This is a genomic window from Salinibacter grassmerensis (genome assembly GCF_947077765.1).
In the GTDB taxonomy this organism is placed as follows: Bacteria; Bacteroidota; Rhodothermia; order Rhodothermales; family Salinibacteraceae; genus Salinibacter; species Salinibacter grassmerensis.
Map to the genome: position 1 here is coordinate 57501 of NZ_CAMTTF010000005.1, position 15570 is coordinate 73070.

General features: G+C 63.9%; 16 protein-coding genes (1 of these 16 cut by a window edge). 6 read left to right on the forward strand and 10 right to left on the reverse strand.

Translation table 11 applies throughout. The annotated features are described in order from the left end of the window. Positions 1–144 carry the end of a PASTA domain-containing protein gene (locus OJB03_RS11705; RefSeq protein ID WP_263787648.1) on the forward strand. The gene continues 723 nt to the left of window position 1, outside the view, so the window shows 144 of its 867 coding nt (coding positions 724–867); its start codon lies off the left edge, out of view; the stop codon is at positions 142–144. 21 nt (positions 145–165) lie between these two features. On the opposite strand, the gene pyrR is transcribed toward OJB03_RS11705, so the two are convergent. The 3 genes from pyrR to OJB03_RS11720 form a co-directional block, all read right to left on the reverse strand. Further along, positions 166–678 (reverse strand): bifunctional pyr operon transcriptional regulator/uracil phosphoribosyltransferase PyrR, encoded by a 513-nt coding sequence (gene pyrR, locus OJB03_RS11710; protein ID WP_263787649.1) that lies wholly within the window; start codon positions 676–678, stop codon positions 166–168. Positions 679–838: 160 nt separating this feature from the next. Then, positions 839–1480 (reverse strand): DsbA family oxidoreductase, encoded by a 642-nt coding sequence (locus OJB03_RS11715; protein WP_263787652.1) that lies wholly within the window; start codon positions 1478–1480, stop codon positions 839–841. 27 nt (positions 1481–1507) lie between these two features. Continuing rightward, complete coding sequence (locus tag OJB03_RS11720; protein WP_263787654.1) at positions 1508–2536, reverse strand: Kelch repeat-containing protein; 1029 nt, start codon at positions 2534–2536, stop codon at positions 1508–1510. 300 nt (positions 2537–2836) lie between these two features. Between OJB03_RS11720 and hemH the strand changes: the two genes are divergently transcribed. Further along, on the forward strand, positions 2837–4120 hold the full coding sequence (gene hemH, locus OJB03_RS11725; protein WP_263787655.1) for a ferrochelatase: 1284 nt from the start codon (positions 2837–2839) through the stop codon (positions 4118–4120). Between the two features lie 58 nt (positions 4121–4178). Here the strand turns inward: hemH and OJB03_RS11730 are convergent, their stop codons facing one another. Continuing rightward, entirely contained in the window at positions 4179–5255 is a 1077-nt protein-coding gene (locus OJB03_RS11730; protein WP_263787658.1) for an endonuclease/exonuclease/phosphatase family protein, read from the reverse strand. 17 nt (positions 5256–5272) lie between these two features. On the opposite strand from OJB03_RS11730, the gene OJB03_RS11735 reads away from it, so the two are divergent. Next, positions 5273–5896 carry a hypothetical protein gene (locus tag OJB03_RS11735; RefSeq protein WP_263787660.1) on the forward strand — a complete coding sequence of 208 codons (624 nt, stop codon included), beginning with the start codon at positions 5273–5275 and terminating at the stop codon, positions 5894–5896. On the opposite strand, the gene OJB03_RS11740 is transcribed toward OJB03_RS11735, so the two are convergent. From OJB03_RS11740 to OJB03_RS11750, 3 genes are all read right to left on the reverse strand, one after another. After that, a complete protein-coding gene (locus tag OJB03_RS11740) occupies positions 5866–6549 on the reverse strand; it encodes an OmpA/MotB family protein (protein WP_263787662.1) in 684 nt (227 codons plus the stop codon). The genes OJB03_RS11735 and OJB03_RS11740 overlap by 31 nt on opposite strands. A gap of 37 nt (positions 6550–6586) precedes the next feature. Continuing rightward, positions 6587–7492, reverse strand: coding sequence for a DUF368 domain-containing protein (locus OJB03_RS11745; protein ID WP_263787664.1), 906 nt, complete (start codon positions 7490–7492; stop codon positions 6587–6589). Positions 7493–7567: 75 nt separating this feature from the next. Continuing rightward, complete coding sequence (locus tag OJB03_RS11750) at positions 7568–8977, reverse strand: tetratricopeptide repeat protein (protein ID WP_263787666.1); 1410 nt, start codon at positions 8975–8977, stop codon at positions 7568–7570. Between the two features lie 198 nt (positions 8978–9175). Between OJB03_RS11750 and tmk the strand changes: the two genes are divergently transcribed. Continuing rightward, positions 9176–9838 (forward strand): dTMP kinase, encoded by a 663-nt coding sequence (tmk, locus tag OJB03_RS11755; RefSeq protein ID WP_263787668.1) that lies wholly within the window; start codon positions 9176–9178, stop codon positions 9836–9838. Positions 9839–9927: 89 nt separating this feature from the next. Beyond that, complete coding sequence (locus OJB03_RS11760) at positions 9928–10470, forward strand: Fur family transcriptional regulator (protein ID WP_263787670.1); 543 nt, start codon at positions 9928–9930, stop codon at positions 10468–10470. Between the two features lie 229 nt (positions 10471–10699). On the opposite strand, the gene OJB03_RS11765 is transcribed toward OJB03_RS11760, so the two are convergent. Then, on the reverse strand, positions 10700–11296 hold the full coding sequence (locus OJB03_RS11765; protein WP_263787672.1) for a protease complex subunit PrcB family protein: 597 nt from the start codon (positions 11294–11296) through the stop codon (positions 10700–10702). Between the two features lie 168 nt (positions 11297–11464). Here OJB03_RS11765 and OJB03_RS11770 point away from each other — a divergent pair, with 168 nt between their 5' ends. Further along, positions 11465–12508 (forward strand): mechanosensitive ion channel family protein, encoded by a 1044-nt coding sequence (locus OJB03_RS11770; protein ID WP_263787675.1) that lies wholly within the window; start codon positions 11465–11467, stop codon positions 12506–12508. Positions 12509–12533: 25 nt separating this feature from the next. Here OJB03_RS11770 and OJB03_RS11775 read toward each other — a convergent pair whose 3' ends face one another. After that, complete coding sequence (locus OJB03_RS11775; RefSeq protein WP_263787677.1) at positions 12534–13499, reverse strand: UDP-glucuronic acid decarboxylase family protein; 966 nt, start codon at positions 13497–13499, stop codon at positions 12534–12536. A gap of 49 nt (positions 13500–13548) precedes the next feature. Beyond that, the gene (locus OJB03_RS11780; RefSeq protein WP_263787679.1) at positions 13549–14937 is read right to left on the reverse strand and encodes a UDP-glucose dehydrogenase family protein; all 1389 of its coding nucleotides are present in this window, start codon (positions 14935–14937) and stop codon (positions 13549–13551) included. Between the last annotated feature and the right edge of the window lie 633 nt (positions 14938–15570).

Below are 15570 nucleotides of genomic sequence, written 5' to 3' on the forward strand. Positions count from 1 at the left end.
TCTCGGCGTTTCGTCCAACGCCAGGGCCGTGCCCCAGACACAAAGGTGCGTGCCGGCACCGAAATCCGTCTCTTTACGACCGACGACTCCACTGCAGTGCCCGAGCCGGACTCTATTGCGCAGGACACCACGGCCCGCAACTAGCACCGGAGGGAAAGTGACTCTTCAATCTTCCACGTACACCGCAAACTCTCCATCGGCCTCTACGACGACTTCTTCTTTGTGCTTCGTCTGGAGGCGGCGACCGGTAAAGTCCGGCTGGATGGGGTACTCCCGGTGCCCGCGGTCAACCAAGACGACGAGCTGAATGCTACGCGGGCGCCCGCATTGAAGAATAGCGTCGAGTGCGGCCCGCGCCGTACGGCCCGTAAACACGACGTCGTCGACGAGAATCACGTCCCGGCCCGTCACGTCCACGTCATGGGGCGCCGCCGCGGGGGGATCCAAGTCGGGCCGGTCGTCTCGAAAGGGCGTCACGTCGAGATCGTAGGGCTCCAGGGCGTTTCCTTCCACCTCCCCAATTTCGTCCGCCACCACCCGGGCCGGCGGGACGCCACTCCGTCGTATCCCAAACAGCTCAAGCGACTCGGCCCCGCGGTTGCGTTCGATAATCTCGTAGGCAAGGCGCCGGAGCGTGCGGCGGACTCGCTCCGGAGACATGATGCGCGTTCGACCCATGTGTTGGCTCGACGTGGTCGATTTGACAATGAAGGAGAAGGCGAAACACAACGGTTGTCCGTCTTGACTCGAAGGTACGACATGACGGGCCGAATGTCGAAGGCGAGGGATCAAACCGCGAAGGCCCCTTCTACCCACCCCACGAGCCCCCCCACGTCCTCTATTCCCTTGCGGATGCTTCCGGCATGGCCGCATCGAGCGCCTCGACCAACGCCTCGACGGATTGCGCCCCCATCACGGCATGTTCTTGGCCGAAGACGTAGCACGGCACGCCCGTGATGCCTTTTTGCTGTGCCCGGTGCTGTGCCTCGCGAACGGCATCGGCGCATTCGCTTCCCTCAATCAGCGACCGTGCCGCCTCAGCGTCATGGCCCGCGGCCGCGGCACAGTCTACGAGCACGCTGGGGACCGAGACGTTTCGGCCGTCCGAGAAGTATGCCCGAAACAGCGCAGTGGCCATCTCTCTTCCGGAGCTCTGATCCTGGGCCCAGAGAATGAGCCGGTGCGCATCGCTCGTATTCGGTGCCACGTCGATTGCCTCAAAATCGAACCTGAGCCCATCCGCTTCGCCCATTTCTCGAACTCGGTCAAACATCTGCTGCACGCGGCCCCAGTCGCCGAACTTTTCTTCGACCACGGAACGAAAGTCGCGCCCCTCGGGCGGCAGGCCCGGCTGGAGTTGGAAGGGACGCCAGCGGAGGGTCGCGTCGAGTTCGGGGCGCCGCTCGAGCGCCTGTTCCAATCGGGCGCGCCCCACGTAGCACCAGGGGCACGCGATGTCGGCGTAAACGTCAATGGTCATGGCAGCTGGGAAGTGAGGAGAGACGTATCAGTTGGCGGTGGGAGACAGGCGTTCAACGGCGGACGAGGTGGCGGCTCCAATGCCGGCGGCAGTGTTGCCTCCGATGGCGTATATGTGGCCCTCGAGGGCAGCCCCCGCAAGGCCGTGCCGCGGCGTCGGCATCGGGACATGTTGTGTCCAGGCGTCCGCGTCCGGGTCGTACGCCCATGTATGTTCGTACACGCCCCCACCCTCCGAGAAGTACTCCCCGCCGAAGACATAGAGCATGCCATCGAGCGCAGCCCCTGCCAGTCCCCCAGACGGCTGGGGCAGTGGACGCAATTCGGCCCACGTGTCCGTCGCCGGATCGTACCGCTCCACCGCCCCCAGGTTGGTGACCCCGCCGTCCGTCCGGCGTCCGGCCACGACATACATATGCCCGTCAATGACCGCCCCCGTGGCACTGCTCCGGCGCGTGGGGACCGGGCGCGCGTCGCTCCAGGCGTCAGCGCCGGGGTCGTACACCAGGTGGGCACGCGATGCCCCCTCCGACGCTCCGTCGTTAGGGTGAAGACTGCCCGTCATGAGGTGAACCCGCCCCTCCACCGCGAGCGCAACCGTCTCGCCAAGTGGCCTGGGCATCGTCCCGATGCGGGCCCACTGGTCCCCATCAAACGAGTACATATCGCGCCGGAACTGGAATCCGTCGCGCAGGGTCTTCCCCACAAACCCCCCGAACCCATACACCGTGCCGTTTGTCTCCGCGAGCACGATGTGATGGCGAGGAGACGGAAGGGCTGGCCCACGTGTCCACGTCTCCGTTGACGGATCGAAGAAGGCTGTTTCCTTCAGCGTCGTGAACCGGCGATTGCTATCGGCCCCGGAGCGAAGTCCGCCCGCGACTACAATCTGGCCGTTCCACGTCGTGCAGTAGACCTCCTGGGTTGCTCGGGGCAGAGGAGCGCCGGCCTCCCATTCGGCACGGCCGACCGCCGACAGTGCGCGTTCGGGGTACAGGGCGACAGTAGCGGCCCCCGCCGTACCAAGGGCAAGGAATCGGCGCCGGGAGAGGATCATGGAGAGCACACTCCGGATGGACGCAAGCACACGCGGGTCTCAGCAGGCGTATCCGGTGGCGCATCAGATGTTTTTGCTCCTTTCCCGTACACCCGCGGCAATAGACTCTTATTGCCCCGCCCCCCCAATTGCGTCGGGGCCAGATCGACGGAGAATCCGGGACCGAACCCGCCCCTTCTTCGTTGCTACGATCTCGAAACGCATTTGCAACGATCGGGGTACCGGTCGAGTCTTTCGACCGGCACTTTCGTTCTTCATTTGCTACTGTGACAGCCCTTTTCCAAGCGACCGTTGTACCCAATGACGCCCTACGAGTTTATACAGCGCTACGACCGTGAGGAGTACAACAGTGATCCCCGGCTGGTGGAGGGGGAGTTTTTCCCATCGGCCAAGCTCGGCGTGGAGTCGGGCGATACAGTAGGGGTCGTGCTCCTCAACCTGGGCGGCCCCGACGGCGAGGAGTCCGTGGAGCCGTTCCTCTACAATTTGTTCATGGACCCGGCGATCATCGACTTCTCGGAGGTCGTTTATTTTCAGGCGCGGGGCCGCGTGCGGCAGGCATTCTCCAAGGTCATCTCGTACTTCCGGTCCAAGTCGGTCGCGGAGGATTACAAGGAGATTAGCGACGACGGAGGCTCGCCCATCAATCCGCTCACCCGCGACCAGGCCGACAACCTGGAACAGACCCTCAACGAGCAGTACGCCGCGGAGACGGGCGCCACGTTTAAAACGTACATGGCGATGCGCTACTGGGAGCCGTTCAGCGAAGACGCGGCGGCGCAGATGCAGGAGGACGACGTCGACAAGGTCGTGCTGCTCCCCCTCTATCCCCAGTACTCCAAGACGACGACCGGGGCCTCGCTCGTATACTGGCATGAGCTGGAGAAGGCGGGCGAAATTCCGGCCTGGCCCACAACCTCGGTCTTCGAGTACGCCACGTACCCGAAGTACATCGAGGCACTGAGCGACCGAATCGACGAGGGCCTGGAGCGCTTCCCCGACGATGTGCGCGACGACGTGCACCTTCTCTTCAGCGCGCACGGCACGCCCCTCTCGGAAATGAAAGACCGGGAGGACCCGTACTGCTGTCTCGTCCACTCGACGGTCAAGCACCTGATGGAGCACCGCGGGTTCGACCACGACTTCAGCACGGCCTTCCAGAGCAAGGTCGGGCCCTCGGAGTGGTTGACGCCCGCGACGGACGACACGGTGGAGGAACTGGCCGAGGAGGACGAGAACGTGCTTGTCATCCCGGTGGCGTTCGTGACCGACCACATCGAGACGAGCTACGAGCTGGCCATCGAGATTCCGGAGGATCTCGAGGAAGAGGGCGCCCCGATCCCGGAGCACTACGAGGTCATGCCGGGCCTCAACAGCCACCCCAAGTTCATCGAGACGCTGGCGGACATGACGGCCGCTCAGCTTCAGTTGCCGAACGCGGAGACCCCGACGCCGGCCTCCGAGCGCCCCTGCTGCCAGGTTCAGAACCGCGACATCCGGTGCCACCAGTGTCAGCACGTGGCCGAGGCCACCGACTGGAGTGCCTCGGGAGAGGAGCAGGCGCGCGAATTGGAAACGGCGTAGGCTTCTGGGGGATCGTGGGCGGGCACAAGGGCTGCGGTGTCCCGGAGGGATGTGTCGGCTACTTGCTCGACTGACCCCCCAGGGACGGAAGAGCCTCGTGGGACGGCCATTCGGCCGGAGACGTGAGGCGCAGCGAGGCCGTCACGGCGCAGTGGTCGGACGGGGGACGGGGCGCGCCGCACCATCGCTTCGTGCCCACCACCTCGAAGAATTGAGGGGGATAGAAGATGTGGTCGATCTTTCGGGCAGGAGTGTCGGCCGGATAAGTGGCGCTCGCCGTGTCGGCCGAGGCGGTATTGACGGCCGAACGCAGGTCTGTGCCGTCCAGCACGTACTGCATCGTCGCATCCTTCGCTCCTGCCTGTCCAGTCTCCCCGTCGGACGAGAGGGAACTGTTGAAGTCGCCGAGCAGAAGCGCCGGGATGCCATTGCTGGCGAGGCGACGGTAGAGGTCGTTGACGATGCGGGCCTGTTTCTCGCGCGTTCCAACGTCAAAGGCTTCCAGGTGCACGTTGATGACCGCAAGCGGGTGGCCACCCACATCGACCACTCCGACCTGCGCCAGGCGGTCAAGATAGAACGCGTCCCGGAAGAACGGCTGCGACGGACGCGGAAGTGTCGTCCGGGCGTGCCGCCGCACGGGACGGTGGCTGAGGACGGCCTGTCCGGACAGGGTGCGCCCAAAATGCACGGCGGGCCGGCCGTACGGAAACGGCAGGTACCGCTCGTCCCAGTTCACGGCTTGTGCCGCGCCCGCGTACCCGAGACGCGCGGCGAGGGTGTCGAGCTGGTGGACGTGTGCGGCCCGAGCCCCTCCGAAGTCGATCTCTTGGAGGCCAACGATGTCGGGGGCCGCCTCTTGGAGGAAGCCAACGGCCTGGTCCATATTCGCGTAGAACAGGCTGTCGGGGCGCACCACCGGCTCGTTGTTTCTCATGCCCGAGAGGTAGCCGATGTTATAGGTCGTCACCGTGAGCGTGTCCGGCTGTGTCGTGTCGGGCTCCGCCGTGTAGGTTCGAACCTGCGCGAGTTCGTCCCCGGACAGCGCCCCGGAACTCGCCCAGACGAAAAACCCGGCGACGCCGAGGAGGACCCCGCCGACAACGAGTCCAACAATTTGAGCTGCTCGTTTCATCACTCTGACGTTGGCCAATGCGTATCGGATGGAATCGGGCCGGATCTGGACCTGCCGCTGACCTGCTTTTCCGCCCTCCACTCACCGGATGGGACGTGCTGAAGCGAACGCTCGTGACGCTGGGCCTCCTGCTTTTTGCCGTTGAGGGGCGGTCCGCACGAGCACAGTCTCCCCGGGCGGCACTGGAGTCGCTCACAGGCCACTGGAGAGGACCGTTTGTGGTGTATGCCCGCGACGGGGAACAGGTCGACTCCCTCTCGGCAGAACACCGATACCGATGGGAGGACGACGTGCAAGTGGGCGCCCAGGTGGATCGGTATCCGGACGGGCGTGTCGTCCGGAAGACAGCGCGCAATTACGTGACCGACGACGGGACGCTGATCTGTGAGGTCGACCCGCCCGACGGCGCGACCATCACGTATCGCGGCCAGGTGTCCGACGGGGCCATCGTCTGGCACCGGAAGACCGACACCGGGGTCGTCGAGAGTTTTCGGGAGCGCGTGGTCGATACGCCCACAGGCCCGGAGTACCGGATCGATGGCTTTGGTGTCTACCCGGACGAGGACGGGACGCGGAGCTATCTTCATTTTGTCGGACGGTATCGGGCCGTTCACCAGGATGTCTCGACGGACCGGGAGTAGTCTTGGGGGGGCGGGAGGACGGCAATGCGGACCCGCCGATTGCGGCGGCGCCCACGGGCCGTCGCGTTGGACGCGACCGGGTCCGTGGCTCCGTAGGCGAGGGCGGCAAACTGAGACGGGGCGAGGGCGCTGTGGGCAATGAGGTAGCGAACGACCGCCGTGGCCCGCGCCGCCGAGAGCTCCCAGTTCGATGCGAACCGTTCCTGTAGGTCTTCGCTCAAGGGCGTGTCGTCGGCATGCCCCTCGACCCGGACCGACCGCGTGGCGTAGGCCATTTCCAGGTGGCCAGTCATGGCCCGGAGCCGCTTTTTCCCCGCCGCCGTGAGGGTGGCCGTGCTGGACTCGAACAATGAGTCGGCCGGAAGCACGCGCACCGTGCGCCCTCCCTGCCGGCGTATCTGTGCCTCGTAGGTCCGGCGGTTCAGTCGGTCCTTTAGGACACGCAGGTCGCGGTAGTACTGCCCCGTCGCCACGTCGTCGCGGAACCTCAGTGAGTCCTCCACGCGACGAAGGCGGCTACGCAACGTGGCATTCTCGGCCCGGAGAGAGTCCAGGCGCGACGCGGGAGATGCCCCGGGAAGCTGTGTCGTGGCGCACCCGCCCAGCCCGGGGAGGACAGCAGCAAGACCAACGAAGAGAAGAAGAGAGCGCATCGGGGGGAGCGGCGGCGAGGCAGACCCGGACGTGACGCTACGAAGCGGAGGTAGTAGGCTTTTTCCCGGCGGCCGATGGGCTCCAGGCCAAGAGCGCGAGCACGGCCCCAAACCCGACCAGGGCGAGAAGCACGACCGCCCCGATCGGCTCACCGGCCTCGGGGGCCCGCAGGACACGTTCGGCCCCACCGTAGGGCCAGAGGGCCCGGAGCGCCCCGGCAATCAGGCCCACGAGCGCCGCCATCGTCGCGTCGTGGCGGTGCGTAAGAAGCAGGTCGAGCAGTTTCGCAAACGCGCCGATCCCTACGGCCGCCCCGGCACAGAACGTGAGCACGTACCCCCAATCGAGCGCATTGACCGCCTCGAGCGTGGGGGCGTAGATGCCCAGCGCCTCCAGCAAGAACGCCCCGCTCACGCCGGGAAGAATCATGGCACAGATTGCAACCATGGCCGAACAGAAGACCCGAATTAGGCTTGGGTCCGACACGGCAAGGGCAGGGAGGCTGGTCAAGAAAAACGCCCCGGCGGCACAGGCGAGGCCGATGCCCACCCGGACGCTCGTGACCCGCTCGATGCGACGGGCGGGGATCAGGAGCGACGCGGCCACGAGCCCAAAGAAGAGTCCCCGCATGGGCGCCGGGTACGCCTCCATCAGAGGGGGAATCACCCTCGCCCCCCCAAGAATGGCAACCACGATGCCGCCCAGGAGAGGCCCGATGAGACGCCACGGCACCGCCGTCCAGTGTTGCCAAGCAGCCGTACGGTCGAGGCGTAGTGCCGCTCCCCCAAACGACACCACCGAACTGAGCCCCCCTACCAACCGCTCGTAGATGCCGACGATGAGGGCCATCGTGCCACCGCTGACGCCCGGGATCACGTCGGCACCGCCCATCAGCACGCCGTACAACACGTAGCGGACGAAGGTGAACGGGGCGGTGGGCATGCAGGGGACGGGTGGATTCGGCAAGAAGCCGCAGGCGCGGACGCGGCGCTCGTTGCAACAATCCGGACAGGAGGGCTACGAATCGAGGTCAAGAAGCCGCCGGACGCGATCGTTGTCGTAAAGGGTGGGGTAGGCCTTCTGAAACTCCTCCTTCTTTGCGGGGTCGAGCTGAAAGGCCGTCTTAAGTGCCCGGATGCTTTCGTCCGCCCGCCCGAGCGCCAGAAGGGCCTTCGCCTGGCGGAAGTATGTATTGGCACTTTTCGGGTCGAGCTCCAGGGCCTGCCGGTACGCCTCCAACGCCTCCTCGGGCTGCTCCTTCTCCAAAAGCGTCTCGGCGTAGCCCGTCCAGGCATGCTCGTTCGATTCATCGAGCCGCACGGCGTGCTGGTAGGACTCCAGTGCTTCGTCGAGCTTCCCCAGCTTGTACGCACAGTCGGCCCGCGCCGTCCAGAACTTCGGCACGTTCGCGTCCAGGTTCACGGCGTAGCGGAAGCATTCGAGCGCCTCTTCCGGACGCTCGTCCGTGTCGAAGCAACAACCGAGACCGTACCACGCCTCCGGATAGTTCGATTTGAGGTCGAGCGTCTTCTCGTAGTAGGTGCGCGCTGCGCGGAGGTCGCCCTGCTCCTCGTATGCAAGCGCGAGGTTGTAGTAGGTCGCCGCGTCCGGGCCTTCGAGCTCCAGCACGCGCTCGTAGCTCTCGATGGCCGCCTCCAGGTCCCCCTGGTTCGCTTCCGCGTTGCCGCGATTGTAGTAGGCTGAGGCAAACTCATCGTGGATTGCAAGGGCCATGTCGTAGCTTTCTACCGCCTCCCCGAAGCGACCCAGCCGGTTGAGCACAATGCCCCGGTTGTACCAGGCATCCTTCGAGTACGGGTCGATGTCGAGGTGATTGTCGTACGCCTCCACGCTCTTCTCGTCTTCGCCGAGCCGGTCGTAGCAGTAGCCCAGCTCGTACCACACCTCCGGGTGCTCCGGATAGACGTCTGCACACCGTTCGAACGCTTCCACCGCCGCCTCCAGTTGCTCGTCCCGCTCCAGCGTGACCCCAAGGTTGAAGAGGGCCTCCCCGTGCAGCGGGTTAATTGAGAGCGCCTCGTCGTAGGCCTCCAAGGCCTCGTCCACCCGCCCCAGACTGTCGAGCGTAATTCCGAGATTAATGAGCGTCTCGGTGTCGGTCGGGTTCACGTCGAGGGCCTGTTCGTAGGCCTCCAGGGCCTCTTCCGGGCGGCCCAAGTTGTTCAGGAGAATGCCGCGCCGCATCCAGGCATCGGAGGTATAGGGGTGAAGCTCGATGAGGCGGTCGATGACCTCGAGGGCCCTCTCCATCTCTCCCTCCTCGAAGTAAAACGAAGCAATCTCTTCGAGGTCGCCGGAGTCGAAGTACGCGGACGGGTCATTTTCGTACGCGGCCACGAGATCTTCGAGGGGGTCCTCATGCGAGGAGTCCTCGGAGTCATCGAAGCCAAAGTCGAACGTGTTCATACCACACCAGTACGTGAGTAGGAAGTGTACACGGTCGTCACCGAATCGTCGTGCCGACGGCCACGGCCGACATCCGCTCCTAAAGTATAATGCCTCCGCGGAGGAACTTGCAAAGACGACGCCTGCGTGCTACGGCCGGTCGTCGTGGGACGGATGCCCGTTCGGACACGAAATCAATTCTCATGTCTTGGGGTCACGATGCTGCTTCTTACCTTCGAAGGCATTGACGGAAGCGGGAAGAGCACGCAGGCCCGTCGGCTCGACGAATACCTCCAGGAGCACGGGCACGAGACCCTTCTCGTCCGCGAGCCCGGGGGTACCGAGTTGTCTGAGCAGGTTCGCTCTGTTCTATTAGAGCCTGACTTAAACGTCCATCCGATGGCAGAGTTGCTTCTGTTCTCGGCCGCCCGGACGCAACTGGTTACTGAGCGCATCCGTCCGGCGTTGGAGGCGGGCCGGATTGTCATCTGCGACCGCTTCTACGACTCGACCACGGCCTATCAGGGGGCCGGCCGGAACGTCGCCGACCCGGAGTGGCTCCAGTCTTTTCACCACCGCGTGACGGACGGCCTCGTTCCCGACCGCACCTACCTCGTGGAAACCGACCCCGAGACCGCCCGTGCTCGGCGCACCGAAGATGACGCGGCCGGCGACCGCATGGAGGCCGAGGACACGGCGTTTTATCACCGCGTTGCGGCGGCCTACGATGCGCTCGCCGACGAGCACTCCGCCCGCATTCGTCGGCTCGATGGACACCGGTCCATCGACGCCCTGCACGCCGAAATTCGGCGTGACGTGGGCACGTTGCTGGACGGCACCCCCGGAACCCCCCATACCGCCACCGGTTCATCTGAAACGTGAGCAGGCCCGCTGCGTCGGGGACGCACCTGCTCTCTCAGCCCCACGATCTGACGTCCCCTTCTGCTGTCGAACACAGGCCCACCAGTGGCATGTCGACCCTTCCCCAACAGAAGATCGACGAGGTCCGCTCCATCTTCCAGGCCTTCCTCAAAAAGCGCAACAAGCGACAGACGCCCGAGCGCTTCGCCGTTCTGGAAGAGATCTACCAGACGGAAGACCACATCGACGCCGACGAGCTGTACGTCCGGCTGAAGCAGGACGGGACCGAGGTGAGCCGCGCCACGGTCTACAACACCCTAGAGCTACTGCTGGAGTGCGACCTCGTGGTGCGTCACCAGTTCGGGAAGAACCAGGCCAAGTACGAACGGGCCTACAGCTATTGGCAGCACGACCACCTCATCTGCATGGACTGCAACGAGCTGTTCGAGTTCTGCGACCCGCGGCTCCAGAGCATTCAGGAGATGGTGGCCGACATCTACGAGTTTGAGATCAAGCACCACTCGCTGAACATGTACGGCCACTGCATCCGCGAGAACTGCCCGAACCGAGCCGACGACTCGGACCGGGAAGAGGCGGACTCCGCCGACAAGACGACCGCAAAGAAGGCCGCGACGAACGAGGCAGAGTCGTAGAACACTCGTCACCGCTCCGAGCGAAACGTACCTCACCTGTTCAGGAACCATCTGTGGGCCCGCAGATGCCTACACCGCAGGCCCACCTCTTCTCCGTCGTCACGGTGCTTTTTCGTTCGGTCGGCCCCCGGCAGCCGACCTGATTCTCTTCCGGCACGTCGGCGCCACTCTCTGATGGAGGTCGGTACGGAGCGCGTCCTCGGAAGCTGTTTCGTCCACTTCCACCCGCTCAGCAAGAATCTGTCTGTTCCGAGCGGGAAAACGTCACCTCGTCGTCCGAGTCTACCGGCTCATCCTGCAGATTTACCGTCGCGAGGACGTACGGGGACGTGAGCACCTGCGAGACCGCACATGTGTCGTCCGGCATGGTCTCGGTGAACTCGACGCGCATCGTGCCCTCATCTTCGTTGGCCATCACCCGGTCAATGTCAACCGAATGCCCGCCGGTTGACCGTTCGCCCAGCACGATGCCCACGACCGCCTGCGTCTCAAAATCGACCTGAGGCGGATCCGGGGGCGTGTCCCCACCCGCGCTGTTCGAGCCTCCGTGCAGCTTCGCCCAGAAGGCAGCGAGGTCCTCTTCACTCCGGAGGACAACCCGCGTGCCCTCGACGATGTTGCTGTATCCCCCCTGGTCGATTTTCTCGGTATCCACGGTCCCGGTCGCGATCGTTTGCGTTTTCACTTTGGTGTCGAAGCCCGCCTCGTCGGTCGTATCGGGACCTACACTGTTGCATCCCCCCATCAGTAGGAAGAGCGTCCCCAAAACGAGAGGGGCTTTCAGGAAGGTCCACCGTCCAGTTCGAAGAGAACCATCGTGGTGCATGGCGGGAAGATCGTCAATTTAGGGAACGGGCTCGATTGTCTCTGTGCCTCCGTGTATTCTTACACGTCCCCTCCTCTCAACACACAGGTGGGGGATCTGCCAGCTTTTTTTGCCTCTGGCTCCGGCACGCATCCTACACTCGGCCCACCCTCGCGGACCTACACGCTTATGAATGGGATTTCTGTTCAGAGCCTCGTCGTCTCCCTCACGATCGTCGCGGCGGGATGCCTGGGGGCGTACCTACTGTATCATGCCATCCGGTGGCTGAGCCGACGAGCCGACCGCGGACGGTACCAGATCGACGGCATACTGCTCCGGATTTTCGGCCCTCCGATCAGCGTTCTGGTCGCCCTCGGCTCGGTGAACTACGCCCTGTATCGCCTTCCTCAGGTGCGCGAGCAGTTCAGCCAATGGGACGGTGCCCAGCGCGCCCTGTTCGTGCTCACGGGCACCTGGATCCTGGCCAGCCTGGTCAAAAACCTGGTCCGCGAATATGGACTGCCCCTTGCCCGCCGGACCGACACGGACGTCGACGAGCGTGTGGTGCGGCTGTTGGACCTGACGGCGATCTACGTGATCTGGATCGCGGGCCTTCTGATTGCGCTGCGCGAACTGGGCATTGAGGTAACTGCCTTTCTCGCCTCCCTGGGCATTGCCGGACTGGCCGTGGCCCTGGCCGCCAAGACGATCCTTTCAAATGTGCTCGCGGGCGTTACCCTTACGGCCGATCGGAATTTTCGGGTGGGGGACCGGATCGAGGTGGGTGATTACATCGGGGACGTGCTGGAGATCAACCTCCACAAGACCGTTATCCGCACCCGCAACAACGAGATCGTGATGATCCCCAACGACGTGCTGGGCAAAGAGATCATCGTCAACCACATGCTCCCCGAGCACAAAACCCGAATCGAATTGACGATTGGAGTGGCCTATGGAACGGACCTGGACCGGGCCACATCGCTTCTCCACGACATTCTTAGGGGGACCAACCGTGTTCTTCACACTCCAGCCCCGGAGGTCAATGTGGCGTCGCTCGGGGACAGCGCCATCGTCCTGCAGGTGCTTCTCTGGATCGACGCCCCCCGTGGAAAGCGGGCCGTCCGGGACGACGTGTATCGGCAGGCCCTATCCCGGTTTGCCGAGGCGGGCATCGACATTCCGCTTCCCCAGCGCGTGGTCCGGATCACCGAGGGGGCAGGGGATGCCCTCTGAGCCGCACAGGCGCACGCGTCGTCGCTCAGTCGCCGGCGGGGGCCGTCGGAAGCTCCACCTCCGCCCGGAAGTACTCCAACGTGCGGCGGAGGCCCTCCCGCCGGTCCACCTCCGGCGTCCACCCGAGCTTCTCCTTGGCCCGCGAGATGTCCGGCTGGCGCACCTGAGGGTCGTCGGACGGAAGGGGCTCGTAGGTAATCTCGCTCTCCGACCCGGTCACCTCGATGATCTCTTCGGCAAACTCCTTGATCGTAATCTCGTCGGGGTTTCCGATGTTGACCGGATCGGTCGCGTCGCTCATCAGGAGCCGGTAGAGGCCCTCCACGAGGTCGTCGACGTAGCAGAACGCGCGCGTCTGGCTGCCATCGCCGTAGACGGTGAGGGGGTCGCCCCGCAGCGCCTGCGACATGAAATTGGGCAGGGCCCGGCCGTCGTCCGCGCGCATGCGCGGCCCATACGTATTGAAGATCCGCGCAATGCGAGTCTCGACCCCGTGGTACTGATGATAGGCCATCGTGAGCGCCTCCCCAAACCGCTTGGCCTCGTCGTAGACCCCCCGCTTGCCCACCGGATTCACGTTGCCCCAGTAGTCCTCCGACTGGGGGTGGACCTGCGGATCGCCGTACACCTCGCTCGTGGACGCGATCAACAAGCGGGCATCCTTCGCCTTGGCGAGGCCAAGCGCCTTGTGGGTGCCGAGGGCGCCCACCTTCAACGTCTGAATTGGATACTCCAGGTAGTCATCCGGCGCGGCGGGGCTCGCAAAGTGGAGAACGTAGTCAAGCTCGCCGTTGACGTGGAGGTAGTCGGTCACGTCGTACTCGACGAACCGGAAGCGGTCCTGTCCAAGCTCGAACAGGTGCTCAATGTTTTCGGTATCGCCCGTAATGAGGTTGTCCATGCAGATCACCGAGTGGCCCTCCTCGATGAAACGGTCGCACAGATGAGAACCGAGAAAGCCGGCGCCGCCAGTGATAAGGGTGCGGGGCATGAGCGTTGGCGTAAAAGCGTGGGAAAGGAAACGTTAGGGCGCAGCGTACTTACGGCTGCCCATTTTCGACGATGGCTTCCTCAATGGCTGCCTGATTGGTCTCCGGCGCGTAGCTCGGCCGCCCGATGCTGTGGTACTTGAAGCCCATCTCGGCCATTCGGGCGGGATCGTACAGGTTACGTCCATCGAGGACGAGCGGGGTCTCCAGGTGCTCCCGCACCGCGCCCAGATCCGGCCGGCGAAACTCGTGCCACTCCGTACAAATCAGAAGCGACTCCGCCCCGTCGACCGCCTCATACATGCCATCGGCGTACGTGATCTGGTCGCCGAACGTCTCTTTTGTCGTCTCGATGGCCTCGGGGTCGTACCCCACCACGTCGGCCCCCTTCTTCAGGAGGTAATTGATGATGACGTGCGAGGGTGCCTCTCGGGTGTCGTCGGTTCCGGGCTTGAACGACAGGCCCCAGACGGCAATCCGCCGCCCGTCCAAATCGCCATCGAAGTAGTCCTCCACCTGCTTGGCCAGCCGTCGACGCTGCTGGTCGTTTACGTCGAGGACGGCGTCCAGGATTTGGAAGTCATACCCCTTCTCCCGCCCCTTCCGGGCGAGGGCCTGTACATCCTTCGGGAAGCAACTGCCCCCGAAGCCAATGCCAGCGTACAGGAAGTGCGGCCCAATGCGGTGGTCCTTGCTAATGCCGAGGCGCACCTTGTCCACATTGGCCCCGACCCGCTCGCAGACGTTTGCGATCTCGTTCATGAACGAGATGCGCGTGGCCAGAAGCGAGTTGGCTGCGTACTTGATCATCTCCGCCGAACGACGGTCGACGACGAGGACGGGATTCCCCTGCCGCACGAACGGCTCGTAGAGCCGCTGCATCTTCTCGGCCGCCTGGTCGCTTTCCGTACCAATCACGACGCGGTCCGGCTTCAGGAAGTCTTCCACCGCGGATCCCTCCCGCAAGAACTCGGGATTGGAGACGACGTCCACCTCCTCCCCGATTTCGAGGCCACGGTCCGCGAATACATCCTCCACCCGATCGCCGGTGCCCACCGGTACGGTGCTCTTGTTGACGACAATTCGGTGCCCCGGGTCGTCCGCCTCCACCAACAGATCGGCCACGTCGCCCGCCGCGTCCAACACATACGAGAGATCGGCCGAGCCGTCCTTGCCCGGCGGCGTCGGGAGGGCAAAAAACACGATCTTCGCGTCGGTGAGCCCCTCCGACAAATCCGTCGTGAAGTGGAGCCGGTCCTCCGCTCGCGCCCGCTCGAAGTACCGATCCAGGTCGGGCTCGTAGATCGGAATCTCGCCGTCGGACAGCTGAGCAACCTTTTCTTCGTCGACGTCAACGCACGTGACGTCGTGACCCATTTCTCCGAAACAGGTGCCCGAGACAAGTCCGACGTACCCGGTACCAATAACTGTGATGTCCATACCAGACTGGTGTAATTCGTGTCGATCTTTGGAGATGTGTAGACGCTGCCCCGACGGAACGGAAGACTGCAGGGGGTACTTGCGACGATTACAACGTGAGAACCGTCGCGCACAAACGCAACGAGTTCCTGCCCGGTTCATTCTCGGGACAGCGTCTTCGGAGAACCTACGCATTTCCCGCACAAAAACCGGTCCGCACCGGGGACGAGACAAACGCCGTTCGGGTCAACACGGCATCAAAGATTTCTTCGGCGGACGGCGCGTAACCTGCGACGTGGCCTCCACTTTCCAGACAGAGGTTAAAGGCCGCGACCGCCCGGGCCGTCCTGATACGAGACACGCCCCGAGACTCTTGGGCTGAGATACGGAAAATAACGGAAGTACACCGACGAGAAAAGAGGGACATCGTCTCAGCCCCGACCACGGTTATCCACAACGTATCCACAGCTCCCTCCGGGAGACGACAATAACAGATATATAAAGATGGCCCAAGTCTCCCGCCGAGGCCCTCATCCCTGGCGAATAAACTCTGTTATTGTTTCAGCTGTAGACCTCTCGCCTGCAGAGAGGGAAGTTATCCACAATCGGTACACAGTTCGTTCATCCGAATAGTCGGTGCCCCCTCAGTCCCGA

Excerpts from the sequence above, each read along its gene's own strand:
- pyrR (WP_263787649.1), bottom strand. The coding sequence starts at position 678 with ATGGGTCGAACGCGCATCATGTCTCCGGAGCGAGTCCGCCGCACGCTC.
- OJB03_RS11715 (WP_263787652.1), bottom strand. The coding sequence starts at position 1,480 with ATGACCATTGACGTTTACGCCGACATCGCGTGCCCCTGGTGCTACGTG.
- OJB03_RS11720 (WP_263787654.1), bottom strand. The coding sequence starts at position 2,536 with ATGATCCTCTCCCGGCGCCGATTCCTTGCCCTTGGTACGGCGGGGGCC.
- hemH (WP_263787655.1), top strand. The coding sequence starts at position 2,837 with ATGACGCCCTACGAGTTTATACAGCGCTACGACCGTGAGGAGTACAAC.
- OJB03_RS11730 (WP_263787658.1), bottom strand. The coding sequence starts at position 5,255 with ATGAAACGAGCAGCTCAAATTGTTGGACTCGTTGTCGGCGGGGTCCTC.
- OJB03_RS11735 (WP_263787660.1), top strand. The coding sequence starts at position 5,273 with ATGCGTATCGGATGGAATCGGGCCGGATCTGGACCTGCCGCTGACCTG.
- OJB03_RS11740 (WP_263787662.1), bottom strand. The coding sequence starts at position 6,549 with ATGCGCTCTCTTCTTCTCTTCGTTGGTCTTGCTGCTGTCCTCCCCGGG.
- OJB03_RS11745 (WP_263787664.1), bottom strand. The coding sequence starts at position 7,492 with ATGCCCACCGCCCCGTTCACCTTCGTCCGCTACGTGTTGTACGGCGTG.
- OJB03_RS11750 (WP_263787666.1), bottom strand. The coding sequence starts at position 8,977 with ATGAACACGTTCGACTTTGGCTTCGATGACTCCGAGGACTCCTCGCAT.
- tmk (WP_263787668.1), top strand. The coding sequence starts at position 9,176 with ATGCTGCTTCTTACCTTCGAAGGCATTGACGGAAGCGGGAAGAGCACG.
- OJB03_RS11760 (WP_263787670.1), top strand. The coding sequence starts at position 9,928 with ATGTCGACCCTTCCCCAACAGAAGATCGACGAGGTCCGCTCCATCTTC.
- OJB03_RS11765 (WP_263787672.1), bottom strand. The coding sequence starts at position 11,296 with ATGCACCACGATGGTTCTCTTCGAACTGGACGGTGGACCTTCCTGAAA.
- OJB03_RS11770 (WP_263787675.1), top strand. The coding sequence starts at position 11,465 with ATGAATGGGATTTCTGTTCAGAGCCTCGTCGTCTCCCTCACGATCGTC.
- OJB03_RS11775 (WP_263787677.1), bottom strand. The coding sequence starts at position 13,499 with ATGCCCCGCACCCTTATCACTGGCGGCGCCGGCTTTCTCGGTTCTCAT.
- OJB03_RS11780 (WP_263787679.1), bottom strand. The coding sequence starts at position 14,937 with ATGGACATCACAGTTATTGGTACCGGGTACGTCGGACTTGTCTCGGGC.